The 25,736-nt window shown below is 49.3% G+C and carries 25 protein-coding genes and 1 tRNA gene; 14 read left to right on the top strand and 12 right to left on the bottom strand.

Going from position 1 to position 25,736, the window contains the following annotated elements; genetic code table 11:
* The first annotated feature begins 188 nt into the window (after positions 1-188).
* The 3 genes from ABYP73_RS01515 to odhB are packed head-to-tail and all read left to right on the top strand — an operon-like array spanning position 189 to position 5,219.
* Positions 189-2,993 (top strand): 2-oxoglutarate dehydrogenase E1 component, encoded by a 2,805-nt coding sequence (locus ABYP73_RS01515; RefSeq protein ID WP_372973251.1) that lies wholly within the window; start codon positions 189-191, stop codon positions 2,991-2,993.
* Positions 2,994-3,002: 9 nt separating this feature from the next.
* Positions 3,003-3,965 (top strand): peptidoglycan DD-metalloendopeptidase family protein, encoded by a 963-nt coding sequence (locus tag ABYP73_RS01510; RefSeq protein ID WP_372945074.1) that lies wholly within the window; start codon positions 3,003-3,005, stop codon positions 3,963-3,965.
* A gap of 24 nt (positions 3,966-3,989) precedes the next feature.
* Positions 3,990-5,219, top strand: a complete 1,230-nt coding sequence (gene odhB / locus ABYP73_RS01505) for a 2-oxoglutarate dehydrogenase complex dihydrolipoyllysine-residue succinyltransferase (protein ID WP_372973250.1) — start codon at positions 3,990-3,992, stop codon at positions 5,217-5,219.
* Between the two features lie 30 nt (positions 5,220-5,249).
* Here odhB and ABYP73_RS01500 read toward each other — a convergent pair whose 3' ends face one another.
* On the bottom strand, positions 5,250-5,702 hold the full coding sequence (locus ABYP73_RS01500; RefSeq protein WP_372945076.1) for an aspartyl protease family protein: 453 nt from the start codon (positions 5,700-5,702) through the stop codon (positions 5,250-5,252).
* A 39-nt stretch (positions 5,703-5,741) separates the two neighbouring features.
* Between ABYP73_RS01500 and ABYP73_RS01495 the strand changes: the two genes are divergently transcribed.
* The 8 genes from ABYP73_RS01495 to ABYP73_RS01460 all read left to right on the top strand — a co-directional run bounded on the left by ABYP73_RS01495 (position 5,742) and on the right by ABYP73_RS01460 (position 11,353).
* Positions 5,742-6,509 carry a TatD family hydrolase gene (locus ABYP73_RS01495; RefSeq protein ID WP_372945077.1) on the top strand — a complete coding sequence of 256 codons (768 nt, stop codon included), beginning with the start codon at positions 5,742-5,744 and terminating at the stop codon, positions 6,507-6,509.
* A 43-nt stretch (positions 6,510-6,552) separates the two neighbouring features.
* A complete protein-coding gene (locus ABYP73_RS01490; RefSeq protein ID WP_372945078.1) occupies positions 6,553-7,590 on the top strand; it encodes an asparaginase in 1,038 nt (345 codons plus the stop codon).
* A 70-nt stretch (positions 7,591-7,660) separates the two neighbouring features.
* Positions 7,661-7,748 (top strand) — tRNA-Ser (locus tag ABYP73_RS01485).
* A 449-nt stretch (positions 7,749-8,197) separates the two neighbouring features.
* The gene (locus tag ABYP73_RS01480; protein ID WP_372945079.1) at positions 8,198-8,989 is read left to right on the top strand and encodes a MotA/TolQ/ExbB proton channel family protein; all 792 of its coding nucleotides are present in this window, start codon (positions 8,198-8,200) and stop codon (positions 8,987-8,989) included.
* 23 nt (positions 8,990-9,012) lie between these two features.
* Positions 9,013-9,456 (top strand): hypothetical protein, encoded by a 444-nt coding sequence (locus ABYP73_RS01475; protein WP_372945080.1) that lies wholly within the window; start codon positions 9,013-9,015, stop codon positions 9,454-9,456.
* Between the two features lie 13 nt (positions 9,457-9,469).
* Positions 9,470-10,078 (top strand): ExbD/TolR family protein, encoded by a 609-nt coding sequence (locus tag ABYP73_RS01470; protein WP_372945081.1) that lies wholly within the window; start codon positions 9,470-9,472, stop codon positions 10,076-10,078.
* A gap of 19 nt (positions 10,079-10,097) precedes the next feature.
* Positions 10,098-10,580 (top strand): ExbD/TolR family protein, encoded by a 483-nt coding sequence (locus tag ABYP73_RS01465; RefSeq protein ID WP_372945082.1) that lies wholly within the window; start codon positions 10,098-10,100, stop codon positions 10,578-10,580.
* A 110-nt stretch (positions 10,581-10,690) separates the two neighbouring features.
* Positions 10,691-11,353 (top strand): porin family protein, encoded by a 663-nt coding sequence (locus ABYP73_RS01460; RefSeq protein WP_372973249.1) that lies wholly within the window; start codon positions 10,691-10,693, stop codon positions 11,351-11,353.
* Between the two features lie 13 nt (positions 11,354-11,366).
* Here the strand turns inward: ABYP73_RS01460 and ABYP73_RS01455 are convergent, their stop codons facing one another.
* The 4 genes from ABYP73_RS01455 to ABYP73_RS01440 all read right to left on the bottom strand — a co-directional run bounded on the left by ABYP73_RS01455 (position 11,367) and on the right by ABYP73_RS01440 (position 17,399).
* The gene (locus tag ABYP73_RS01455) at positions 11,367-11,972 is read right to left on the bottom strand and encodes a hypothetical protein (RefSeq protein ID WP_372973248.1); all 606 of its coding nucleotides are present in this window, start codon (positions 11,970-11,972) and stop codon (positions 11,367-11,369) included.
* The gene (gene rpoN, locus ABYP73_RS01450) at positions 11,972-13,429 is read right to left on the bottom strand and encodes an RNA polymerase factor sigma-54 (protein ID WP_372945573.1); all 1,458 of its coding nucleotides are present in this window, start codon (positions 13,427-13,429) and stop codon (positions 11,972-11,974) included. The genes ABYP73_RS01455 and rpoN overlap by 1 nt, the downstream gene beginning before the upstream one ends.
* A gap of 42 nt (positions 13,430-13,471) precedes the next feature.
* Entirely contained in the window at positions 13,472-14,905 is a 1,434-nt protein-coding gene (gene asnS, locus ABYP73_RS01445) for an asparagine--tRNA ligase (protein ID WP_372973247.1), read from the bottom strand.
* 88 nt (positions 14,906-14,993) lie between these two features.
* Complete coding sequence (locus ABYP73_RS01440) at positions 14,994-17,399, bottom strand: RND family transporter (RefSeq protein ID WP_372945571.1); 2,406 nt, start codon at positions 17,397-17,399, stop codon at positions 14,994-14,996.
* A gap of 165 nt (positions 17,400-17,564) precedes the next feature.
* Here ABYP73_RS01440 and ABYP73_RS01435 point away from each other — a divergent pair, with 165 nt between their 5' ends.
* Positions 17,565-17,693: a hypothetical protein gene (locus ABYP73_RS01435; RefSeq protein WP_372945570.1), complete on the top strand. Its 129-nt coding sequence runs from the start codon at positions 17,565-17,567 to the stop codon at positions 17,691-17,693.
* A 17-nt stretch (positions 17,694-17,710) separates the two neighbouring features.
* Here the strand turns inward: ABYP73_RS01435 and frr are convergent, their stop codons facing one another.
* Entirely contained in the window at positions 17,711-18,265 is a 555-nt protein-coding gene (frr, locus tag ABYP73_RS01430) for a ribosome recycling factor (protein WP_372973246.1), read from the bottom strand.
* Between the two features lie 40 nt (positions 18,266-18,305).
* On the bottom strand, positions 18,306-19,013 hold the full coding sequence (gene pyrH, locus ABYP73_RS01425) for a UMP kinase (protein WP_372973245.1): 708 nt from the start codon (positions 19,011-19,013) through the stop codon (positions 18,306-18,308).
* 146 nt (positions 19,014-19,159) lie between these two features.
* Here pyrH and ABYP73_RS01420 point away from each other — a divergent pair, with 146 nt between their 5' ends.
* Positions 19,160-21,031: a peptidase M61 gene (locus ABYP73_RS01420; protein ID WP_372973244.1), complete on the top strand. Its 1,872-nt coding sequence runs from the start codon at positions 19,160-19,162 to the stop codon at positions 21,029-21,031.
* Positions 21,032-21,079: 48 nt separating this feature from the next.
* Here ABYP73_RS01420 and tsf read toward each other — a convergent pair whose 3' ends face one another.
* The 4 genes from tsf to rplM form a co-directional block, all read right to left on the bottom strand.
* Positions 21,080-21,904, bottom strand: a complete 825-nt coding sequence (gene tsf / locus ABYP73_RS01415; RefSeq protein ID WP_372945649.1) for a translation elongation factor Ts — start codon at positions 21,902-21,904, stop codon at positions 21,080-21,082.
* Between the two features lie 58 nt (positions 21,905-21,962).
* Positions 21,963-23,096 carry a 30S ribosomal protein S2 gene (gene rpsB / locus ABYP73_RS01410; protein ID WP_372945646.1) on the bottom strand — a complete coding sequence of 378 codons (1,134 nt, stop codon included), beginning with the start codon at positions 23,094-23,096 and terminating at the stop codon, positions 21,963-21,965.
* 219 nt (positions 23,097-23,315) lie between these two features.
* On the bottom strand, positions 23,316-23,702 hold the full coding sequence (rpsI, locus tag ABYP73_RS01405; protein ID WP_372945645.1) for a 30S ribosomal protein S9: 387 nt from the start codon (positions 23,700-23,702) through the stop codon (positions 23,316-23,318).
* On the bottom strand, positions 23,702-24,157 hold the full coding sequence (rplM, locus tag ABYP73_RS01400; RefSeq protein ID WP_372973243.1) for a 50S ribosomal protein L13: 456 nt from the start codon (positions 24,155-24,157) through the stop codon (positions 23,702-23,704). Before rplM ends, rpsI begins: the two co-directional genes overlap by 1 nt.
* A gap of 236 nt (positions 24,158-24,393) precedes the next feature.
* Here rplM and ABYP73_RS01395 point away from each other — a divergent pair, with 236 nt between their 5' ends.
* A complete protein-coding gene (locus ABYP73_RS01395) occupies positions 24,394-24,891 on the top strand; it encodes a lipocalin family protein (protein ID WP_372973242.1) in 498 nt (165 codons plus the stop codon).
* A gap of 53 nt (positions 24,892-24,944) precedes the next feature.
* Here the strand turns inward: ABYP73_RS01395 and ABYP73_RS01390 are convergent.
* A partial coding sequence (locus ABYP73_RS01390; protein WP_372973241.1) for a DNA polymerase occupies positions 24,945-25,736 on the bottom strand: 792 nt, incomplete at its 5' end.

Genomic DNA, 25,736 nt, shown 5'->3' with positions numbered 1-25,736 from the left:
TTCCCTGGGCGTTGAGGTATAGGGGAACTGCTGCCAGGATGAAGGTGATTATAAAAAAAGATCTTCTTGTTTTCCGACAGTGGGCCATGGATCCGACTTAGCAAATATTAGAACGGCACATCCCTGCAAATAGTATTAAATATTGTATTTTTGATAAATTTTTCAAACGGTTAAGACCACCTGATTATATGGACAAATATTCCTTTTTAAACGCTGCCCATACTTCCTTTTTTGCAGAGATGTACGGCAAGTATCTCACGCATCCTGATAGTGTAGAACCCAGCTGGAGGGCCTTTTTCCAGGGATTTGATTTCGGGATGGAAAGCGCACTGGATGAAGTAGGGATCGATACACAGTCGGGCACAGCCACCCTGTCTAATGGACACCCCGTGGAGATCCCGGAGACTTTGCAAAAGGAATTCCAGGTCGTCCGCCTTATCGACGGATACCGAAGCAGGGGTCACCTTTTCACCAAGACGAACCCGGTAAGGGAAAGGAGGAAGTATTCTCCCACCCTGGATATTGAGAATTTTGGCCTTACGGAAGCCGACCTCGATACGGTCTTCAATGCCGGCGAGATCATAGGGATAGGCTCAAATACACTGAGAAATATCATCACTCACCTCCAACAGATCTACTGCGACTCCATTGGGGTAGAGTATATGTACATCCGCAGCCCCGAACGGGTAGAGTGGATACAAGCCTGGCTCAACCGAAATAACAACCACCCTGATTTTAATAAGGAGCAGAAAAAACACATCCTTAAAAAGCTCAACCAGGCGGTCTCCTTTGAAGGCTTCCTGCACACAAAATACGTAGGCCAGAAACGATTCTCCCTTGAAGGGAATGAATCCCTGATCCCGGCGGTGGACACCATCGTCGAAAGGGCGGCGAAGATGGGGGTGAAGCAGTTTGTCATGGGGATGGCCCACAGGGGCAGGCTCAATGTCCTCACCAATATTTTCGGCAAAGCTGCCAAGGATATCTTCAGCGAATTTGACGGAAAGGATTACGAACAGGAGATCTTTGACGGGGATGTGAAATACCACCTCGGATGGACCTCAGAACGCACTACAGAGAACGGCAACAAGATCAATATGAACATCGCCCCTAACCCCTCCCACCTGGAAACAGTGGGAGCCGTGGTGGAAGGGATCACCCGGGCCAAACAGGATGCACATTTTCCGGACGACTTTTCCAAGGTGCTACCCATTGTGGTCCATGGGGATGCCGCTATAGCCGGACAGGGGATCGCCTATGAGGTCGTGCAGATGGCAGACCTCGACGGGTATCGAACCAACGGGACCATTCATATTGTGGTCAACAACCAGATCGGCTTTACGACGAATTATCTCGACGGCCGTTCCTCTACCTATTGCACGGATGTTGGGAAAGTTACCCTGAGTCCGGTCCTCCACGTCAATGCAGACGATGTGGAAAGCGTAGTACACGCTTCCCTTTTCGCTTTGGAATACCGAATGCGATTTCAGCGGGATGTGTTCCTCGACCTGCTCGGATACCGGAAGTACGGGCATAATGAAGGGGATGAGCCCAGGTTTACCCAACCTAAGCTCTATAAGGCTATTGCCAAACACCCGAACCCGAGAGATATCTATGCCGAGAAATTGATGGCTGAAGGAGTCATAGACCGGGATTACGTGCGTCAGCTCGAAGAAGAGTACAAATCCAGCCTGGAAGAAGAACTCGAAGATTCAAGAAAAGAGGAAAAAACTGAGATCACCCCTTTTATGGCGGATGAGTGGAGCGGGTTCCAGAATGTGCGGGAATGGGAAATGATGGAACCTGTGGATACGACCTACGACCGGAAGAAACTGGACACCATAGCCAGGACCATTACCACCCTGCCCGATGGGAAAAAATTCCTGAGAAAGGTTGAGAAACTGGTCGGTGACCGAAAGAGCATGTACTTTGAAGCTGACAAACTCGACTGGGCGATGGGTGAATTACTCGCCTACGGTTCTTTGCTAGAGGAAGGTTTCGGGGTCAGGATGAGTGGGCAGGACGTAGAACGGGGCACCTTCTCACACCGCCACGCGGTCATGAAGGTAGAAGAGAGTGAAGAGGAGGTGATGCTTCTGAATCATATTGCCGAGGATCAGGGCGAATTTCAGATCTACAACTCCTTGCTATCAGAATACGGGGTGCTGGGGTTTGATTACGGCTATGCCATGGCAAGCCCGAATACCCTGACGATCTGGGAGGCCCAGTTCGGGGACTTCAGCAACGGGGCCCAGATCATGATAGACCAGTATATCTCTGCAGCAGAGGACAAATGGAAGTTGCAGAACGGACTGGTCATGTTCCTGCCCCATGGATATGAAGGGCAGGGGGCAGAGCACTCCTCTGCCAGGATGGAGCGCTACCTCCAGCTCTGTGCACGAGACAATATGTATGTGGCAGACGTGACTACCCCTGCCAATATGTTCCATTTGCTCAGGCGCCAGATGAAAAGCAATTTCAGGAAACCCCTGATCGTATTTACGCCCAAGAGTTTGTTGAGACATCCCAAGGCCGTTTCATCGGTAAGCGAAATGACCGACGGGAGGTTCATGGAGGTTATCGATGATCAATCGGTGAAGGCAGCTAAGGTGAAGTCCCTTGTATTCTGTACCGGGAAATTCTATTATGACCTTTTGGCGGCCAGAGAAGAACTCGGCAGGGAGGATGTGGCACTCGTCAGGCTCGAACAGCTATTTCCCCTGCCTGCGGAACAGATGAGGGAGATCATAGCGAAATACAAGAAGGCTGAGGAAGTAGTCTGGGCACAGGAAGAGCCCAGAAATATGGGGGCATGGTCCCACTTGTTGATGCATTTCGAAGAAGCCCGTACCTTCAGGGTCGCCTCCAGGCGAATCTATGCTGCCCCGGCGGCCGGTAGTTCAGTGAGATCCAAGCTGAGGCACCAGCAGGTGATCGATTACGTCTTCGACAAGACCAAGGATAATATGACCCGACCCGCGAAGAAAAACTGATTCATGCCTATGAGGATGCTCTTTCTTTTGATGTTAGTCTCGGGATTTGCTTTTTCTCAAACCGAGCTGCCCCAGTATTCCAACATGATCTCACAGATCGCCAGCCTGTACAATGCTCAGGATTATCAGGGTATCTACCGCCTGTACGATGAGAACATGCAGAAGGCGATTACTCAGGAAGAGAACCGCAAGTTCTTCACCGACAATGTCAACAGGATCATGGGGAATATCAAAGAATGGGAATTCATAGGGTTTCAAAGGGGCGCGCATGTGTACCGCACCCTTTTTGACAAGGCACTGACCAATTTGATGTTGACCATCAGCGGGCAGAACAACAGGATCGTCGGGTTCTATATCGCCCCGGCAAGACCCATAGGCATCCCGGTCCTGGAGAGAAATACTACCAAAATGATCATCCCCTTACAGGAGGAGGTATTCGTATATTGGGGAGGGACTACCCTGCAGCAGAACTACCACCTCAGTGAGATCTCCCAGCAGTACGCCTATGACCTGCTTATGGTGTCAGGGGGAAGTTCCCATGCCGGGGATCCGGAAAACAATGAAAGCTATTTCATCTTTGGGAAGGAGATCATCGCCCCTTGTGCAGCCAGGGTCGTAAGAGTGGTCAACGGAATACCCGATAATGTTCCTGGAGAGGTCAATCCGGTACAACACGCAGGTAATCACATTATTTTGCAAACCGATAGGGAAGAGTACATCGTGCTGGCCCACCTGATGCTCGACTCCATTGTTGTGGAAGAGGGACAGGACGTACAACAGGGAGAACTCCTTGCGCTATGCGGGAACTCCGGGAATACCACTGAGCCCCATTTGCACCTGAGTCTTCAGAATACCTTAGAAGAAGAAGAGGCGACAGGCGCAAAGCTGTATTTTGACCAAATCTATGTCAACGGTGAAATAAATACGGATTATCTTCCGGTAAAAGAAGATTTTATCAGAAATTTGGAATAACGCATTCAATACAAAAGCAAAACCATGATATTAGAAATGAAAGTTCCCTCTCCGGGAGAATCCATAACGGAGGTTGAGATCGCCGAATGGCTGGTCAAGGACGGGGATTATGTGGAAAAGGATCAGGCTATCGCAGAGGTGGATTCGGACAAGGCTACCCTTGAACTGCCCGCTGAGGAAAGCGGGGTCATTACCCTGAAGGCAGAGGAAGGTGACGCTGTGGCCGTGGGAGAGGTGGTTTGCCTGATTGATACAGATGCTCCCAAACCCGAAGGAAAAGGAGGGGAAGCCAAACCAACCAAGGCCGAAAAACCCGCAGAGGAAGAGAAGCCTAAACCTGCCGAGAAGTCACAGCCTGAAGAGGCGAAGAAGACCTACGCCAGCGGCACTCCTTCTCCTGCAGCGAAAAAGATACTCGATGAAAAGGGAATTCCGGCCTCCTCAGTAAAGGGATCGGGTAAGGACGGAAGGATCACCAAGGAGGATGCGGTCAGTGCCGTTCCTTCCATGGGAACGCCCACCGGAGGCAAGAGGGGAGAGACCCGTACCAAGCTTTCCATGCTCAGGAGGAAGGTTGCTGAGCGCCTGGTCTCTGCCAAGAATGAAACGGCCATGCTCACCACCTTCAACGAGGTCGACATGTCGGCCATCTTCGAACTGAGGAGCAAATACAAGGAAGAATTCAAGGAAAGACACGGAGTAAGCCTGGGCTTTATGTCCTTTTTTACCAAAGCTGTCATCCGTGCCCTGCAGGAGTTCCCCGCAGTGAATTCCATGATAGATGGGAAGGAGATGATCACCTACGATTTCTGCGATATCAGCATAGCCGTCTCCGGTCCAAAAGGATTGATGGTGCCGGTGATCCGGAATGCAGAGAACATCACTTTCAGGGGGATCGAGGCTGAGGTCAAACGCCTCGCTATCCGTGCTCGTGACGGACAGATTACCGTCGATGAGATGACCGGGGGTACGTTTACCATTTCCAATGGAGGTGTCTTTGGTTCCATGTTGTCGACCCCTATCATCAACCCTCCCCAAAGCGGGATCCTCGGCATGCACAATATTGTGGAAAGACCGGTGGTGAAGAACGGAGAGATCACTATCGCTCCTGTGATGTATGTCGCCCTGTCCTACGATCACAGGATCATAGACGGTCGGGAATCGGTAGGGTTCCTCGTGGCGGTGAAAGAAGCCCTCGAGAGCCCGGAAGAACTCCTGATGGACGGTGATGTGAAAAAAGCACTGGAATTATGATCCGGTGGAAAATTAAACGAAAAGCGCTCCTCAGGAGCGCTTTTTCTTTTTGAGGTACAGGGTACCCGACTTGTAGTCGATAACGGCCTTGCCCTTTTCCAGGACATCGGCACCGATGATACCATCTACGGGAAGGGCCTCATGGGAGGTCAGGGCCTCATTGATATGACTGAGGTCGAACAGGATGATCTTGATCTTTTTCTTTTTCCAGTGGCCTATCTGCAGCGTATTCTCGGTAGAAAGCTGGGTTTCCATATCCGTGGCGCCCGCCCCCGCTGCCTTTACCTCGGATGCTTCAGAGTTGAGTTTGAAAACCTCCATTTTATCTACCCCTACACAGGTATTGGAAGCCCCTGTATCCAAAATGAATCTCCCGCTTATTCCGTTGATCGCCGCAGTCAGTTCGAGATGATGTGTGGCTGTCAGGGTCAGAGGCACCGGTTTGTATTTCCTCTTTTTCAAAAACGATTTTATGCTTCCCATTCCCGTGTTTTGTGCTAAAGATAATCCTATTTTTGTCACATGCAGATCACGGACACACACATTCACCTCTACTCCGAGGCTTTCGACGAGGACAGGACCCAAGTGGTTGAACAGGCGATGGCCCAGGGGATAGAACGATTCTTTATCCCGGCCATCGATTCTGCCTACACGGAGTCCATGTTTCAACTGGAAAGAGACTTCCCCGGGAAGGTTTTTCTGATGGCCGGACTGCATCCCACCCACGTGAAAGAGAACTTCCGGGAAGAACTGGACCATGTCCGCCATCTCCTGTCCCAAAGGAAATTCTGGGCTATAGGGGAGACCGGGATAGACCTCTATTGGGACAAGACGTTCTTTCCCCAGCAAAGGGTGGCTTTTAAGGAACAGATCGCCATGGCCAAAGAACTGGGCTTGCCCATCGTGATCCACTGCAGGGAATCCTTTGATGAGATCTTCGAAGTACTGGAAGAGGAAAAGGGAGATGATCTCTACGGCATCTTCCATTGCTTCACGGGGACGTATGAGCAGGCACTCAGGGCTATAGGATTCAATATGAAACTCGGGATCGGTGGGGTAGTGACCTTTAAGAACGGGAAGATAGACACTTTCCTCGATAAGATCGGCCTGGAGCATATCGTGCTGGAGACGGATGCTCCCTACCTGGCGCCGGCCCCCTTTAGAGGGAAGCGCAATCAACCTGCCTATCTCATGCAGGTTTTGAGCAAACTTTCAGATATTTACGGTCTGCCTCAGGGGGAAGTAGCTCGTATCACCACAGAGAATTCTAAACAGGTCTTTGGGATTTGAGAACTACTAAAGCTGACACAAAACTGTAAACTCCTTTTTCTGTATGGCTGCCAAAAGAGAACACAGCAAGATCCTTCTGATCTACACCGGAGGAACCATCGGGATGGTCAAGGACTATCACACCGGGGCCCTGAAGGCATTCGACTTTGCCAAAGTGGTTGAGGGCATTCCTGAGCTGGGGCAGCTCGATTGCGCGATTGACAGCGTTTCATTCAGATCGCCCATCGACTCCTCCAACATGAATCCCCGCCACTGGGTTACCATAGCCGGACTGGTTGAGAAGCATTACTCGGATTACGACGGATTTGTAGTGTTGCACGGGAGCGATACGATGAGTTATACCTCATCGGCCCTGAGTTATATGCTGGAGAACCTGGAAAAGCCGGTTATTTTTACGGGCTCCCAATTGCCCATTGGGGATTTGCGTACGGATGCCAAGGAGAACCTGATCACCTCCATACAGATCGCTGCCCTGAAGGAAGAAGGCTTGCCGGTGGTAAGGGAAGTGGGGCTCTATTTTGAGAACAAGCTCTACCGGGCCAACCGCACCACCAAGATCAACGCGGAACATTTTGAGGCTTTTGCCTCCCTGAACTACCCCATCCTGGCAGAATCCGGGGTACACCTGAAAGTGCATAGGGAGAACCTCTGGCGAAACCGCATTAAGAAACCCCTGAAGGTACACAAGGAGCTCGATGACCGGGTGGCCATCCTCAAACTATTCCCGGGCTTCAACCGAGATCTGCTCAGAGGAGTGCTGAATATTTCCCATCTCCGTGCCCTGGTCCTCGAGACGTACGGGGCCGGAAATGCGCCGACCGAAGACTGGTTGCTGGACGACCTGAAAAAGGCCATAGACAGAGGGTTGTATATCGTCAACGTGACCCAGTGTTCAGGAGGCAGTGTGATCATGGGGCAGTATGAGACCAGCAGAGAGCTGGAGCGAATGTCTGTGATCAACGGTCGGGATATTACTACGGAGGCCGCCATTACCAAGCTGATGTACCTGCTGGGAAGTAACGTTTCCGGGAACTCGTTCGGGACCATATTCGAGACCTCCCTGAGGGGAGAAATGACCTAAATTTTAAGGGTGAAAATTTTAAAGATCCCGATTTTTTTTGTTTCTTGAGCGCCCGTTTCAAACGGAAAATAGAGAGGTGGCCGAGTGGTCGAAGGCGCACGCCTGGAAAGTGTGTATACACCAAAAGTGTATCGAGGGTTCGAATCCCTTCCTCTCTGCGAATACAGTTGCGAAACCAAAATTTTATCGAAGCTTGCTTCAGTAAAATTTTAGTTGAGCAAATGGATTTCTGTATCGCAGAAAGTCATGTAAATGTATTTTCAGCATAGCTTCATGGGAAGCGCGAGTTCAGACTAGTGAATCCTTTAGTGGAAGGGGCAAATGGATGTGTGCTCAGCGAAAATATCCATTGATGAATTCTCAGTATAGCTTTGCTGATGTGGTGAGCAAGAGCGGAAGGAGTAAATCCCTTCCTTTCAACTAAAGCCAATTTGGAGGAGCTTCTCCCTGACGACAAAAATTAGGATTTCTAAATTTTCCACTTATATTTGTCAAGTTGGCAAAATAGTAAGGATTTGAAGTCCTGAAGTGCAAATCTTTTAATTATTAATTGTTTATTTTTTATATCTTTAAAACCTATTAACTAACTAAATTCAAGTTAAACAAAATGAAAAGATTATTCTCGATCCTGGCTATGGCTGGGCTATTTGTCCTAAGCACAAATACGGTAAGCGCAAAAGCGAATGCAATGGTTCATAATCTCTCTGCGACTGTTGCTTCCGCGGCAATGACGATTCAGGAAACGCCAGCTGAAGAGATGGTGGAAGAAAAAGGATTCCAGCAAGTTTTGAAAGAGCAGTTCATCCAAGGGGGTGCGGGCTTTATGGGAATCGTACTTCTCTGTTTGATCCTGGGTCTCGCTGTAGCTATTGAAAGGATTATTTATCTGAATATGGCCAGCACCAACACTGATAAACTCAAGCAGCAGGTTGAAGACGCCTTGGCCTCCGGTGGGGTTGAAGCTGCCAAAGAAGTATGCCGAAACACTCGCGGTCCGGTTGCCTCTATTTACTACCAGGGTCTGGACAGGGCCGGAGAAGGAGTAGAGTCTGCGGAAAAAGCGGTAGTGGCTTACGGTGGGGTGCAGATGGGACAGTTGGAGAAGAACGTCTCCTGGTTGTCTCTCTTTATCGCTATTGCCCCCATGCTTGGATTCATGGGAACGGTAATCGGTATGATTCAGGCCTTCCAGAAAATTAGTGCGGTAGGTAACCTGAGTGCTTCCCTGATTGCAGGCGATATTCAGGTGGCTCTCTTAACAACGGTATTTGGTCTTATTACTGCGATCATCCTCCAGATTTTCTACAACTACATCATCGCCAAGATCGATGGTATAGTGAACGATATGGAAGATTCCTCGATCACCCTGATCGACATGCTGGTAGATCACAAGAAATAATAAGCGCCTAAAACCGAAAGAATATGAATAAGATAGTTAAAATAGTACTGGCCGTTCTGGGTCTGATCTCGGCGATACTGTGGTATCAGCTTCCGGGGCAGGATATGCCGGCCTCAGAGGCAGTCCAGAGTGGCGCTCTGACGGGGATGTTCACCATTACCTACATCCTGTTGGCTGTAGCCGTGGTAGCGAGCTTGCTCTTTACCCTGATCAACTTGATCGCTCATCCTCAAAAACTGAAGAAAACCCTCATCACCATCGGAGTATTTCTGGTTCTCCTGGGCTTTTCCTGGGCGATATCCACAGGTTCCGATGTGAACCTAGATGAGATGGCAAGGAGGGGAATCCCCACTACAGAAGATACCGTTAAGAAGATCGGCACAGGTCTGAACCTTTTCTTTGTGCTGGTGATCGTGGCGGTAGGTTCTATGCTCTGGGGAGGTATAAAAAAGATGACAAGTAAATAATTAAGATTGCGTTATGGCTAGAAGAGGAGGACCACCCGAAGTAAATGCCGGATCCATGGCAGACATTGCCTTCCTGCTGCTCATCTTTTTCCTGGTTACCACAACCATTGAAACAGATGCGGGACTGGACAGAATGCTGCCCCCTATGGAACCGCCAGATGAGAATGTGGTGATCAAGCAGAAGAACATCTTTACGGTGAACATCAATAAAAGTGGCCAACTACTGGTAGAAGAGGAGTTGACCAACCTGAAAGATCTTCGCAAGAAAGCGATTGCCTTCCTCGATAACGGGGGAGACGGTACCTGCAACTATTGCAAGGGCCGGAAAGATGAGTCTTCTTCGGACAACCCGACCAAGGCGATCATTTCCCTGAAGAACGACCGGGAGACCAAGTACGGTACTTATATCACCGTACAGAATGAATTGGTGGGTGCCTATAACGAATTGAGGAACCGGGAAGCCCAGAGGCTTTACGGAAGGGATTTTACAGATATGGAGGCAGAATACCTCAACCCTGAAACGCCTTCCAGTATCCGCGATGACTTGAAAGACAAGGTGCAAAGGATACAGAACCTGTTTCCACAGAAGCTCTCCGAAGCGGAAACCTCAACATCAAATTAACCTTTAGGAACAATCGATTATGGCTAAATTCACAAAGAAAAAAGATGGAGATCTACCAGCTGTATCCACAGCATCCCTGCCGGATATTGTCTTTATGCTCCTGTTCTTTTTCATGACGGTTACCACCATGAAAGACAGTTCCCTTATGGTGGAAAATACCTTGCCCAATGCGAGTGAGGTGAAAAAGCTGGAAAAGAAGGACAGGGTCTTGTACATCTATGTAGGGAAACCGACGAGGGATTACCAGAAGGTGTTCGGGACCGAACCCAAGATACAGCTAAATGACAAATTCGCTAACGTTTCTGATGTAGGGGATTTCATCCTTGAAGAACGGGCTAAGAAGCCACAGGAATTGCAGAATGTACTTACCACGGCTCTGAAAGTGGATAAGAACGCCAATATGGGACTGATCTCAGATATCAAACAGGAATTGCGTAAGGTGAATGCTCTCAAGGTGAACTATACCACCTATGAAGGGGACGCTTTCAGGAATATCCAGTAAATCCTTTAAATAACATGCTAAAAAACGCTCCGATTTCAGGGGCGTTTTTTTATTTCCATTAACCCAAAAATCCTACCTTTAGGATCATGAGGTTCCTATTAGTAATCTTCTTGTCAATCTTTTTTCTATCCTTCTCTTCAGCCCAGGATTCACTGAAGCCGCCAGATCTGAACTATCTGGAGGATCAGTTCTACGTAGGCCTTACCTATAATTTCATAGTGAACAAACCCGAGACGGTGAACCAGCAAAATCTTTCCTATGGCCTGCAACTCGGTTTTATCAAAGACCTCCCCCTGAACGAGGAACGAAATATTGGCCTGGGCCTGGGCCTGGGTTATGCCGTAAATTCCTATTATTCCAACCTGCAGGTTGTAGAATTGCCAGAAGGTTTCCGTTATCAACTGTTGAGTAGCGATCTCGGGGTAAAACGCAATAAGGTAGAGACCCATCTGGTTGAAGTGCCCTTCGAAATTAGATTTCGGAATTCCACCCCTTCTGAATATCGATTCTGGCGTTTGTATTTCGGTGCCAAGCTGGGCTACGTACTGGGGGGAAGAGCTAAGACCGTGGCCGTCGATTTTAAGGATTCCTTTTATGTGACGGATATTCAGAAGTTCAGATATGGGGTCATGGCCAATTTCGGGTACAACACCTTCAACATTCATGTCTACTATGCCCTGAACAACCTCTTCAAGGATGGGCTTACGCTTGATACGGGGCAGGACCTCACCTTTAAACCCCTCCGGATCGGCCTTATATTTTACATCCTCTAATTGTCGCTGTCTCTTAGAGCCAGAATTTCAGGGTGAGCAGTTGGGAGACCAGGCCCACCAGAAATCCAATGAGCAATTCCGAACGGGAATGCGCCTTGAGGTATAACCTGGAGGACGCGACAAGGCCCGAGGCAAAGAACATAAAGCTGATGGCCAGTACGATGTTGCGTTCAAAATGGTAACTCAGGGCGATGAGGAACATGAGGATACTGCCCATCCCCATCATATGCAGACTGGTCTTAAAAGGGAGGTATAGCAATAAAAGGCAGGTGCTGCTGGCAGCGATCAGGCCCAAAAAGAAAAAGTACAATTCTATATTGTAATTGTCTGGGATGACCTTCAGCAGGATCAGGAACAGCAGGATAAGGCTGATCATCAGCGGATACTTGCGTTCCTCCGGTTTATTAAGGAATACAGATCCCACGATCCCGAGGTTTTTCAGAATAAAGAAACTCAGGATGGGGATGATGATGGTCAAAATAAAGACCGGCAGGATGTTTCCGCTCCTCATCTCCAGGGTGGTGTATTTGGGAGTGATCAGAAAATATGACACCGTACCCGCCAAAGGCACGAAGATGGGGTGAAAGATATAGGATACCAGCTGTGAGAGAAATCGCATCAGATCTCTTTTCTTAATCGGGCCACGGGTATTCCCAGTTGTTCTCTGTACTTGGCCACGGTCCGCCTGGCTATGGGATAACCCTTTTCCTTCAGAATGGTGGCTAGTTTGTCATCGGTAAGAGGTTTCCTTTTGGGTTCATCCTTCACAACAGTCTCGAGGATCTTCTTGATCTCCCTGGTGGATACATCTTCACCCTGTTCATTCTTCATGGCTTCCGAAAAATACTCCTTGATCAGCTTGGTCCCGTAAGGGGTGTCTACGTACTTGCTATTAGCCACTCTTGAGACTGTGGATACATCCATATCAATAGCATCGGCAATGTCCTTCAGGATCATAGGCCTGAGTTTCCGTTCGTCCCCTGTCAGGAAATATTCCTTCTGGTATTCCATGATGGCGTTCATGGTGATGTAGAGGGTCTGTTGTCGCTGCCTGATAGCATCGATAAACCACTTGGCAGCATCGAGTTTTTGCTTGATAAAGAGCACGGCGTCCTTCTGAGACTTCGAACGCTCTTTGGCACTCTTATATCCCGCCAGCATATTGCTGTATTCCTTGGATACGTGAAGTTCGGGAGCATTGCGGCTGTTGAGGCTCAGCTCCAGTTCCCCATCGAGGATCCGGATGGAGAAGTCGGGTACAATATGTTCTATGATCCTGTTGCTGCCCGAGTAGGAGCCCCCGGGTTTGGGGTTGAGCTTTTCGATCTCCGTGATGGCCTCCTTCAGTTCCTCTTCCGTAATGTTGTGTTTTTGAAGGAGCTTTTTGTAGTGCTTTTTGGTGAAATGGTCAAAGGATTTCTCCAGGATGAGGATGGCCAGTTCTATAGCCGGACTAGGGTCTTTCCTTCTGAGCTGGATGAGCAGGCATTCATCCAGGGACCGGGCTGCCACTCCCGGGGGATCGAGTTCCTGCACGATCTCCAGTACTTTCTCAATGGTCTTCTGGTCTGTATAGATGTTCTGGGTAAAGGCGAGGTCGTCCATGATGTCGCTGACAGGTCGCCTGATATATCCGCTCTCATCCACACTTCCTACCAGGAACTCCGCTATGGCCCATTCCTCATCGTTTAGGTAAAAGGTATTCAGCTGGTTGATGAGGTACTGGTTAAAGGAAATACCGGCGGCATAGGGTATGGTCTTTTCTTCATCATCAGCGCTGTAATTACTGGTGCGTGTCCTGTAATCGGGGATCTCGTCATCGCTGAGATAGTCATCAATATTGATGTCCTCCGTATTGATGGTCTCATTGTCGTTGTCCCCTTCGTAGGCCTCTTCAAACTCGTCCTCAAAGGAATTCGTTTCCTCCTTGCCTGATTCCAGGGCGGGATTTTCTTCCAGTTCCTGTTTCAACCGCTGTTCAAAAGCCTGGGTAGGCAATTGAATGAGTTTCATCAGCTGGATCTGCTGAGGAGAAAGCTTTTGAGAAAGTTTAAATTGTAAGTGTTGCTTCAGCATGGGGCATTACATTCTCGTTATATAAAAATAACGAATTTACCGTTAGAACTCCGCATTCTGCGGTGTTCTGGGAAACGGAATAACGTCCCGAATGTTGCCCATTCCGGTGGCAAATTGCACCAGCCTTTCGAATCCGAGGCCAAAACCGCTGTGGACGGCTGTACCGTATTTTCGCAGGTCGAGATACCACCAGAGTTCCTTCTCGTCTATCCCGAGATCTTTGATCTTCTGCTGCAGTACATCCAGCCTTTCTTCCCTCTGGGATCCTCCGACGATCTCTCCTATGCCCGGGAAAAGGATGTCCATGGCCCTGACCGTCTTGCCGTCCTCGTTGAGGCGCATGTAGAAGGCCTTGATCTTTGCAGGATAATCGTACAGGATCACCGGGCAGTTGAAGTGTTTTTCCACCAGGTACCGCTCGTGTTCGCTCTGCAGGTCCGCACCCCATTCTTCGATCGGGTACTGGAACTTCTTTTTCTTGTTGGGTTTGCTATTCCTCAGGATATCGATGGCCTCTGTGTAGGCTACCCTGACGAACTGGTTGTCAATCACGAACTTTAATTTCTTCATCAGGCTGAGTTCACTCCGCTCGGCCTGAGGCTTAGTCTTCTCCTCGTCGAGGAGCCTTTTTTCCAGGAATTCGAGGTCTTCCTTACAGTGTTTTACCACGTAGCGCAACACCTCCTTGATAAAGTCCTCCGCCAGGTCCATATTGTCATGCAGGTCGTAGAAAGCCATCTCCGGTTCTATCATCCAGAATTCAGCAAGGTGCCTGGAGGTATTCGAATTTTCAGCCCTGAAGGTGGGCCCAAAAGTGTATACCTTCCCCAGGCCCATGGCATAGGCTTCGGCTTCTAATTGTCCGGATACCGTGAGATTGGTCTCTTTTCCAAAGAAATCCTCCCGGTAGTTTACCTTTCCATCCTCTGTGAGTGGCGGGTTCTTGGGGTCCAGGGTGGTTACCCGGAACATCTCCCCGGCTCCCTCTGCATCGGAACCCGTGATGATGGGGGCGTGCATATAATAGAACCCGTTTTTTTGAAAGTAATCGTGTATAGCGAAAGCCAGGGCTGAGCGGACCCGCATCACTGCGGCAAACGTATTGGTACGCACCCTGAGATGCGCTTGTTCCCTGAGGAACTCCATGGAGTGTTTCTTGGGTTGGATAGGGTAGGTCTCTGGATCTGCCGAACCATGAACAGTGAGTTCGGTGACCTGTATCTCCACAGCCTGTCCTCTTCCCTGACTCTCAACCAGGTTCCCCCTGACCCCAATGGCCGCCCCGGTGGCGATCTGCTTCAAGAGGGCATCGTCAAATTTCTCAAAGTCGACCACACACTGAATATTCTGCAGGGTCGACCCGTCATTGAGGGCGATGAACCGATTGCTCCTGAAGGTTTTAACCCATCCGTTCACCTTTACTTCCTGACTCCTGGGGGATTCCTGCAACAGTGTCTTGATCTGTGTCCTGACCATGTATTTCTTTATTCTGATTAACCCCGCAAAGATAGTCCATTGGAGAGAACTTTAAGGGAAGGAAAACTCATAAATCGACTCCCAGTCCTCAGTTTTCCGGGCTGTCTGCTTCCGGCAATTCATCCAGGGGAAGGATGTCTATCTGAGGTTCTTTCAGGACGGCCTTGTTCGCAATGCTTCTCTCGAGTGACAAGAGGAGGGAAGGCAGGAGGATAAGGTTGGCCAGCATGGCAAAAAGCAGGGTTGCCGAGACCAGTGCCCCCAGGGCGACAGTCCCTCCAAAACTGGACAGGACAAAGACAGAGAATCCGAAGAACAAGACGATGGAGGTATAGAACATACTCACCCCGGTTTCCCTCAGGGCTGCATAGACCGACTTTTGGATCCGCCAGCGGTTGGCAGTGAGTTCCTGCCTGTATTTCGCCAGGAAGTGGATGGTGTCATCTACCGATATACCGAAGGCAATGCTGAAGACCAGAATCGTAGAGGGTTTGATCGGGACTCCCACAAATCCCATGACCCCGGCTGTGACGACCAGGGGAAGAAGGTTAGGGATCAAGGAGATGATGATCATCCTGAAAGAACGGAACAGGTACGCCATAAAGAGGGCGATAAGGCCGATGGCCAGGGTCAGGGACAGGATCAGGTTTTTCACCAGATACTTGGTGCCTTTTAAAAAGAGCAGCGCCTTACCCGTCATGGAAGTAGTGTACCGGTCTTCGGGAAATGTTTTCTGCAGGTTCTCTTTCAACCTCATCTCGATCTCCTCCATCCTCTCGGTCTTCACATCCCTGATGAAGGTCGTGATACGGGCCACCTGCCCGGTGCTGTCCACGAAATTTTTAAGCAGGTCACTCTCTCCCTTCGACTTCCTTGCGACGTCCATGATAAAGGTGTTTTCCTGGGAGGTGGGTAGCTGGTAATAACGAGGGATGCCGTTGTAAAAGGCCTGCTTGGAATACTTGACCAGGTCGACTACCGAGGTGGGTCTGGACAATTCCGGAAATTCCCGGATCACCTGGCTCAATTCCTCCATACGGCGGAGGTTGGCCGACCTCAGCACGCCGTTCTTCCTCTCGGTGTCTACGACGATCTCCACGGGCATGATCCCGTCAAACTCCTCCTCGAAAAAACGGATATCCTTGAAGAACTGGGCGTTCTTGGGCATGTCCTCAATAGGGCTTCCCGAGATCCGGATCTGGTAGATTCCGATGATGCTGACGACCAGTAGGATCACGGAGGTTGCATACACACTGATCCGCTTTTCCCGTACGATGCGCTCCATCCAGTTGACAAAAGCATCTATCCACCTTTTGTTCAGGTGTTTCAGGTGCTTCGTTTTAGGCAGGGCCATAAAGCTGTATATGATAGGGATGATCAGGAGGGAGAGGATGAAGATAAAGATGATGTTGATGGAAGCCACGATCCCGAACTCCGTGAGCAATTTACTGTCTGTGATGATAAAGGTGGCAAAACCGGAAGCCGTGGTCATGTTGGTCATCAGGGTGGCGTTTCCGATCTTGGAGATCACCCTTTGGAGGGACAGGGCCTGGTTGCCGTGTTTCTTGACTTCCTGCTGGTATTTGTTGATCAGGAATATACAGTTGGGGATCCCGATCACGATGATCAGGGGAGGGATCAGGGCGGTGAGGACGGTAATCTCATACCTGAGTAACCCCAGGATACCAAAGGCCCACATCACCCCGATGATCACCACACACATGGATATGAAAGTGGCGCGGAAACTCCTGAAAAAGAAAAAGAAGATCAGGGAGGTGACAACCAGGGCTGCTGTGATGAACATCCCGATCTCATCGATGATGTTCTGGGAATTCATGGTTCTGATGTACGGCATTCCCGAGACGCGGACATCCAGCCCGGATTCCAATTCGAAATTGTGGATTAGGGTCCTGAAGTCATTGAGGATGAAGTCTTTCCTCACCGAAGTGTTGACGATATCCTTATCCATATACACGATGGTCCTGACCGTCTCACTCTCCTTGTTGAACAGGAGCTGATCATAAAAAGGCAGGTCGTTGAACAGGTGGGTTTTAAGGCTATCCAGTGCCTCCTGGGTCTCGGGAGGGGAATCCATAAAGGGCTTGAGAACAAATTCCTGCAGCTCATTGTCCTTTACCAGTTCCTGCAGGTTATCCGTTGAGACCACGAATTCCACCTCCGGAAAGGCGGCGAGTTGTTTGTTCAGGATATTCCAGCTGTTGAATATTTCAAGGGTAAACAGGGTCGAATCCCGGACGCCGATCACGACGGCATTCCCCTCCTCCCCGAATCGGTCGAGGAATTCCTCGTACTCCAGATTTGTGGGGTGATCATCCGGCAAAAGGTTGGCTTCTGTATTGGAAAAGCGCATATTTTGCCACTGGAAACCAAAGAACACCGTAATGGCAGCAATGATGATCAGAATCAGGATACGGTTCCTCAGAATGATCCTGGCGGTCCTTGTCCAAAAGTTTTGTGAGAGCTTAGCTACCATGAGATTCTTTAAAATACCCCATTCCAAATACTCCTTTAGGGTATGGGAGCAGGGGGCTTATCTAAAGCGGGTCAAAGGTAGAAAATGCAGTGCAGTGTTCCTAGTCTATGCCTTGTGAATCCATTATCTTTATGAGATTCCTGTCGGGGGCTAAAAAGGAAAAGGGTGTCTGAGCACAAGAAATTTTGGAAATTCGAACGCAGGGTCTACCGGGTGCTGATCGTAGTGTGTACCCTTGCCCTGATAGTCGCTGTACTGGCCTGGTATCTTCTGGGGGAAGCAGGGAATGTCTGAAGAAAGGGTTTCTCAGATCAGACCTTCATGATCTCCGCCTCCTTCACTTCCAGGATCTTGTCTATCCTTTTGACGTAGGTGTCCGTAAGTTCCTGAATGTCGATTTCGGCATTACTTTCCAGGTCCTCTGAAATGTCCAGGTTTTTGATCTCTTTGTTCGCTTCCTGCCTTGCACTGCGTACGCCTACTTTGGCATCCTCGGCCTCTGCCTTAGCCTGTTTTACCAGCTGTAACCTTCGCTCTTCTGTGAGGGGTGGGACATTGATAATGACGAAATCGCCGTTATTCATGGGGTTGAATCCCAGGTTGGCATTCATGATCGCTGTCTCAATGACCTGCAACATGCTTTTCTCCCAGGGCTGTACCGAGATAGTCCTGGCGTCCGGGGTGTTGATGTTGGAGACCTGAGAGAGCGGCGTCATGGAACCGTAGTACTCGACCATAACGGAAGAAAGCATAGCCGGACTCGCCTTTCCAGCCCTGATCTTGACCAGTTCTTTCTCGAGATGCGCAATGGCCGCATCCATACTTTCCTTGGCGGAATCAATGACAAAAGTAACCTCTTCGTTCATGGATTGAATTTAAAACAAAGTAACACAAATTTTTGAAAAACTAAAGGTTTACGACCGTTCCGATATTCTGTCCGGAAACGATCTTGAGCAGGTTGCATTTCTTGTTCATATCAAAAACGACAATGGGCAGTTCATTTTCCTGGCTCAGCGTAAAGGCTGTAGTATCCATGACCTTCAGTCCTTTTCGGAGGACCTCGTTAAAGGAGATGGTGTCGAATTTGGTGGCGTTCTTGTCCTTTTCCGGATCGCTCGTGTATATCCCGTCTACGCGTGTACCTTTGAGGATCACATCTGCCTCGATCTCAATGGCTCTCAATACAGCTGCGGAATCCGTTGTGAAATAGGGATTCCCTGTACCACCACCGAAGATGACCACCCGACCTTTTTCGAGGTGTCTCATGGCTCTCCTCCTTATAAAAGGCTCCGCTACCTCGTTGATCTTAATAGCCGACTGCAACCGGGTTTGTACCCCTTTGTCCTCCAGGGCGCTCTGCAGGGCAAGTCCGTTGATAACGGTGGCAAGCATCCCCATATGATCTCCCTGCACCCGGTCCATTCCGCTGCTGGCCCCGGAGAGACCGCGGAAGATGTTGCCTCCTCCGATCACTATGGCCACTTCGATCCCTTTGTCAACGACCGCCTTGATCTCATCGGCATAGGCTGCCAGTCTTCCCGGGTCTATCCCGTATTGCTTTTCACCCATTAGGGCCTCACCGCTGAGTTTAAGGAGGATTCGTTTATAGGCCATCTTGCGTATTTGATTTGCAGACAAAAATAATCAAAATTATTGAGGACAATTCTCTATCTTACCCCTTAAACCCGAAGTAATTTTGTGGAATCTTTCCACGATTCAATAGAGAATAGGTTAGGTATTCCGCCGTAAAAACATTCCGGATGTACAAAAAGATCATTCCGTTCCTCTCCCTGGCCCTCCTCCTGGGATGCAAGTCGGTCAGCACTGTTGCCACCACTTCCAAAGACCCGGTCCGGGTTAGCATTGACCTTTTACAGGTGGAAGATGATAAGGTAAAAGTGCGGGTAGATCCCGGTCCGTTCACTCAAGATGAGGTCTATTTCTTTCTCCCCAAGATAGTGCCCGGCACCTACAGCGAGAACGATTTTGGCCAGTTCGTTCAGGAGTTGGTGGCCCTGGACTACCGGGGGAATCCCCTCGAAGTAGTACAAGAGGACCGCAATACCTGGCGTATCCCGAATGCCGGCAACCTCGACCTGCTGGAGTATTTCGTCAACGATACCTTTGATACGGAAACGGAGTATGAGGATCCTGTATTTTCACCTGCAGGCACAAATATCCTGGACGGGCAGAACTTCCTTCTCAATTTACACGGCTTTGTAGGCTATTTTCAAGGGTATGAGGAAGTACCCTATGAATTGGGGATCACTTCCCCTGCATCCCTGGAACCGGCTACCTCATTACCACGGATGGCGGTCGATCGGGAAACAAAGGGCAATGACCGTTTTCTGGCCAGAAGGTATTTTGAAGTGATAGACAACCCCATCATGTATGCCAAACCCAACTCGGTGACCTTTAGCCTGGCGGATATCGAGGTAACCCTGAGTGTCTATTCCCCTAATGCCACGTATTCGGCGAAGGATCTGCAGCCAAAGATGGAAGCCATGATGAAGGCGCAAAAGGAATTCCTGGGAACACTCAGCGGTACGCAGACCTATACCATACTCCTGTATCTATCCGAGTTTAATAACCCCGATGCCACCGGCTATGGCGCACTGGAGCACCACACTTCAACAGTAGTGGTGCTGCCTGAGATGTTGCCAAGGCCTGCCATGGAAGAAGCCATGGTGGATGTGGTCTCCCATGAATTTTTCCATACCCTCACCCCTCTGTCCGTCCATTCCAAGGAGATACAGTATTTTGATTTCAACAAACCGAAAATGTCCATGCATCTATGGATGTACGAGGGAACGACCGAATATTTTGCCAATCTGTTCCAGGTGCAGCAAGGCCTGATCACGGAGTCGGAATTCTTTGACAGGATGGCCAAAAAGATCTCCAATTCCAAGGCCTATGACGATACGATGTCCTTCACGGAGATGAGTAAGAATGTCCTGAGTTCTCCATACAAAGAGAACTATTTAAACGTCTATGAAAAGGGCGCCCTGATCAATATGTGCCTGGACATCCTGCTTCGGGAGAAAAGCAAAGGGGAGAAGGGAGTACTTTGGCTTATGGGGGAACTCGCTGCCAAATACAATGAAAATACGCCCTTTGAAGACGCCGAGTTGATCGGGGAGATCACGGCCATGACCTATCCCGAGGTCGGTGAATTCTTCAGCAAGCACGTTCAGGGCCGTGAGCCCATTCCTTACGATGACTACCTGAAAAAAACGGGTCTTAAGATAGAGACCTCGGAGGCCCAGGCTTCCTATTTCTTTATGGGTCAAATTCCTTATATAGATGCAGATCCGTCAGACCTGGATACGATTTTCGTCCAAAAAGGGATGGAACTGAACTCATTTTTCAGGGATCTTGGGGCCTTGGGAGGGGACGTGATCCTAAAGATCAACAATACTCCCATCACCATAGACAGTATGAGGGCTATCATAGGGGAGAGCTTTACCTGGGATGCCGATAAGGATATACGGATGACCGTACTTCGTGATGGGAACACGCTCGAACTGAACGGCAAGGCCGGAATACCTACCTACACCGAACGCAGGATCACGGAAATTGAAGGCGTTGGGCAGGAAGCACTTTCCCTCAGGATGTCCTGGCTGCACCCATAAAAAAACCGCCCTTATTGGAGGGCGGTCTTTATTCTATTTCCTGGATCATTATCCCAGGGCAACCCTTTCAAATCCGGTTACTTCGAGATCCTTATCCACAGACTTTACGTAATTGGCTACGCTCACTTTACTGTCCTTGATAAAATCCTGATTCACCAGGGTATTGTCTTTAAAGAATCGCTGGAGTTTTCCCTGGGCGATCTTGTCGAGCATGGCCTCAGGTTTTCCTTCCTGCCTCAGCTGATCTTTCGCTATCTCGATCTCCTTGTCGATGGTCTCCTGATCAACTCCCGAAGCATCCAGGGCTACGGGATTCATGGCTGCGGCCTGCATGGCTACATCTTTAGCAGCTTCTTCAGCTCCGTTGACCGCTGCGGAAAGTCCCACAAGCGTGGCGATCTTGTTTCCGGCGTGGATGTAAGACCCGACAAAGGGAGCAGACAGTTTCCTGAATCCACCGATCTCGATCTTTTCTCCGATCACCCCGGTCTGTTCGGTAAGTTTTTCCTGCACGGTGATCCCGTTGTAGTTCGCCTGCAACAATGAATCCAGGTCATTGTATCCCAAGGCGAGTTCCGCAAAATCATTAGCCAGGGCTACGAAGGATTCGTTCTTGGCTACGAAATCTGTTTCACAGTTCAGGGAGATGATCACTCCTTCAGTCCTGTCCTCGTTGACCTTGGCAATAGCAGCTCCTTCGGAAGATTCCCGGTCTGCTCTTTTCGCGGCAACCTTCTGACCCTTTTTACGGAGGATCTCTATCGCCTTGTCGAAATCACCTTCGGCCTCAACCAGCGCATTCTTGCAATCCATCATCCCGGCTCCGGTGGTCTTTCTCAGTGTGTTTACGTCAGCAGCGGTAATTTTTACCATCATGTCGTTTTTTATTTATGGATGCCTCAGGCAATCCTTATTATTGAATGTATTTAAGTTATTCTACGCCGGCTTTGGCATTGTCCTGCCATTCCTTCAATTCTTCCCATTTGCCTTCAGCAGCCATTTTGGCTTGTTTTGGCCATGATGCGGGATTCTTGGATGCATAACGCGAACCGGCTTCCGAGAGGATGGTTTTGAGATCGTCCTCTGTCTTATCCGCGAGATCAGCAAAGGTCCTGATTCCTGCCTTTTTGAAGACTTCGGAGATCTTAGGGCCGATCCCTTCCACCTTTGTCAGATCATCTGCGACGGGTTTCTTGGTTTTCTTGGGAGCTTCTTTCTGAACTTCTTCCTCGATCTCTTCGGCAATGTCCTCTACTTCTGGAGCGGCTGTGGCCTTCGGAGTCTCCTCCTCGTCCTCTTCCACTTCTACTACGACTTTTTTCCTGGCTTTGGGAGCTTTTACTTCTTTTCCTTCTTCATCGGCCTGCTTCTCTGATTTGCGCTCTGCCAATCCTTCTGCCACAGCGTTGGTCACGTGCGTCATGATGATCTCTATGGACTTGGATGCATCATCGTTGGAGGGGATGACAAAGTCGATAGGTCTTGGATCCGAGTTGGTATCCACCATGGCGAAGATGGGGATGTTCAGCTTTTGAGCCTCTTTTACGGCGATGTGCTCGCGCATGGTGTCAACGATAAAGAGGGCACCTGGCAGACGGGTCATCTCTGAGATAGAACCCAGGTTCTTTTCCAGTTTGGCTCGCAAACGGTCTACCTGCAGTCTTTCTTTCTTGGAAAGCGTATTGAAGGTACCGTCCTTTTTCATACGGTCGATAGACGCCATTTTCTTGACTGCCTTCCTGATGGTCACAAAGTTGGTCAGCATCCCGCCGGGCCACCTTTCGGTAATATAAGGCATGTTCACGTTGGCCACTTTTTCAGCCACAATGTCCTTCGCCTGCTTTTTGGTCGCTACAAAGAGGACCTTCCTCCCGGAAGAAGCGATCTTTTTGAGGGCCTCACAGGCATCCTCCAGCTTAGCTGCAGTCTTGTAAAGGTTGATGACGTGGATCCCGTTGCGCTCCATATAAATGTATGGGGCCATATTGGGATTCCATTTTCTGGTAAGGTGACCAAAGTGTACACCTGCCTCGAGGAGGTCTTTTACTTCTACTTTTTTTGCCATTTTTCTTAGTTTACGTTCTTTTGAATTAGCAATGCCAGAGTGGTATTCCCGTTGGGAAAGCCTCTGCCATTTAGATGCTAAACTAAATGAGTCCGGATCAGTGGATTCCCGCAGGAATTCCTGAGTACATCCGGAATTTTAATTGTCCCATGACAAGGGACTTTCAATGAACTTGAGTTATTACTGGGTTTGGGCTTTATCAGCCCGATTATAAAATTCTTATCGCTTGGAGAACTGGAATTTCTTCCTGGCCTTTTTCTGACCGTATTTCTTTCTCTCCACCATCCTTGGGTCCCTGGTAAGGAGTCCTTCGGGTTTCAGCGTTTGCCTGTTCTCTTCATCGATCTCACAAAGTGCTCTGGAAAGGGCAAGTCTGATAGCCTCTGCCTGTCCGGTGATTCCTCCACCGTATACATTTACCTTAACGTCGAAGGCGTCATCGTTACCGGTCAGGGAGAAAGGCTGCTTTACCTTGTACTGAAGGGTAGCCGTGGGGAAATATTCGGCCAGGTCCCTGTTGTTTACGGAAATAGACCCTTTTCCTTTAGAGAGGTATACACGGGCTACTGCTGTCTTCCTTCTGCCTATTTTATGTACTACATCCATTACTTGAGATCGTTGAGGTTTATAGTGGTGGGTTTTTGTGCTTCATGCTGATGTTCGGCTCCGGCGTACACCTTGAGGTTCCTGAAAAGGTCTGCCCCCAGCTTATTCTTTGGCAGCATTCCCTTTACAGCTTTTTCCACAACGGCCGCGGGATTTTTTGCTTTCAGCTCATTGGCGGTAAGGGAACGCTGTCCCCCTGGGTAACCTGTATGCCTGATGTAGGTTTTCTGATCCCATTTGTTGCCCGTCAACTGAACCTTTTCGGCGTTGATCACGATCACATTGTCCCCGCAATCCACGTGAGGGGTGAAGTTGGGTTTATTCTTACCTCTCAGGATGGTAGCCACTTTTGAGGCCAGTCTTCCGAGGGTCTGCCCTTCAGCATCTACCAGCAACCATTGCTTTTTTACGGTAGCTTTATTGGCCGAAACAGTCTTGTAGCTCAATGTATCCACTACGTTATATTTTATTGTTAAACAATTATTCCCGAATAACGGGCTGCAAATGTACAATTATTAAGTTGAATTACAAATGGTTGTTTTCCTCTTTTTTATTTTTTTTAATGGATTTTTGCGCCCCTGTCCCGGCAGGTGTTTGGTATTTTGAAGGCAACAGGACTTTGCCGTATCTGAGGAAGTATACTTTTCAACGCCTTCCTTCGTTATAAAAGGTAACCGAAAATCATATGATCATGAAAAAGAAGGTGATGCTTTATGTCCTTATGGGAATGATGGTGATCTCCTGTTCTACCGATAAGATGGCAGATGCCACATCAGGAGGTATTATTGGCACCTGGGAACTCACGGCTCTCGAAATCAATGACGGCTCGGCAAGCTCGGAAGAAGCATTTGCACAGGACATCCTGGATATCCTCTCAGCTTCTGACTGTCATCTCCTTACCCTGACGTTCAACGAAGACCTCACCCTGGTTACCCAGGATGCCACCAACTATCTTGAGATAGGTGTGAACGGTTCAGGAATCGGACTGGAAGTACCCTGCCCTTCCCAACGCGATACCTTTACCACCCCTTATATCTATGCCGAAGGTACGCTCACTTTTACGGACGAGAATCAGCAATCCGTAACGGTGGATGTTGTAATCAGCGGGAATACGATGGTGATCTCAGCCCAGGATTTGGATGTGGAAAACTTCAATGCCGGGGGGAATCTCGTGTTTTCGAGGAGGTAGATCCGGTGAGTATTATTTAACCCACCCTGATTCAAAGTCTTTAGCCAGGGGCCTCAGTGAGCCTCAAGCCAGTTGGATCCCACACCGATCTCTACATCGAGGGGCACTTTCAGGGCATAGGCAGACTCCATGGATTTCTTTATCAGAGTGCTTACCTTCTCGAGCTCCGGCTTGTGCACATCAAAGACCAGTTCGTCGTGTACCTGCAGCAACATTTTGGTCTTGAAATTCCCTTCCTCCAGTTTTCGGTGGATATCGATCATGGCTATCTTGATGATATCGGCGGCACTTCCCTGGATAGGTGCATTTATGGCGTTCCTCTCGGCAGCCCCCCTTACCACGGCATTGCTGCCGTTGATATCCTTCAGGTACCGACGCCTTCCCAGCACAGTCTGCACATATCCGTACTCCCGGGCAAAATCAACCTGGTCTGCCATGTATTTCCTCAGTTTCGGGTAGGTCTTGTAATAAGTGTCTATGAGTTCCTTGGCCTCCGTTCTGCTCAGGTCTGTCTGGTTGCTCAACCCAAAGGCTGAGACCCCGTAGATGATCCCGAAATTAACGGTTTTGGCATTCGCCCTCTGTTCCCTTGACACCTCCCCCAGGGGTACGTTGAAGACCTTAGAAGCCGTGGAGGCATGGATATCCTCTCCGTTCTTAAAGGCTTCGATCATGGTGTCCTCATCGCTCAGGGCTGCAATGATCCTCAATTCGATCTGGGAATAGTCGGCCGCGAGCAATACATGGTCCTTGTCCCTGGGAATAAACGCCTTGCGGACCTGCCTTCCCCTCTCGGTCCTGATGGGAATGTTCTGCAAGTTGGGGTTGTTACTGCTGAGACGACC

Origin of the sequence: Muriicola sp., from assembly GCF_041567615.1 — a bacterium.
GTDB lineage: Bacteria > Bacteroidota > Bacteroidia > Flavobacteriales > Flavobacteriaceae > Muriicola.
The sequence above is the reverse complement of the archived record's forward strand: the minus strand, read 5'-3'. Positions and strand labels throughout refer to the sequence as shown.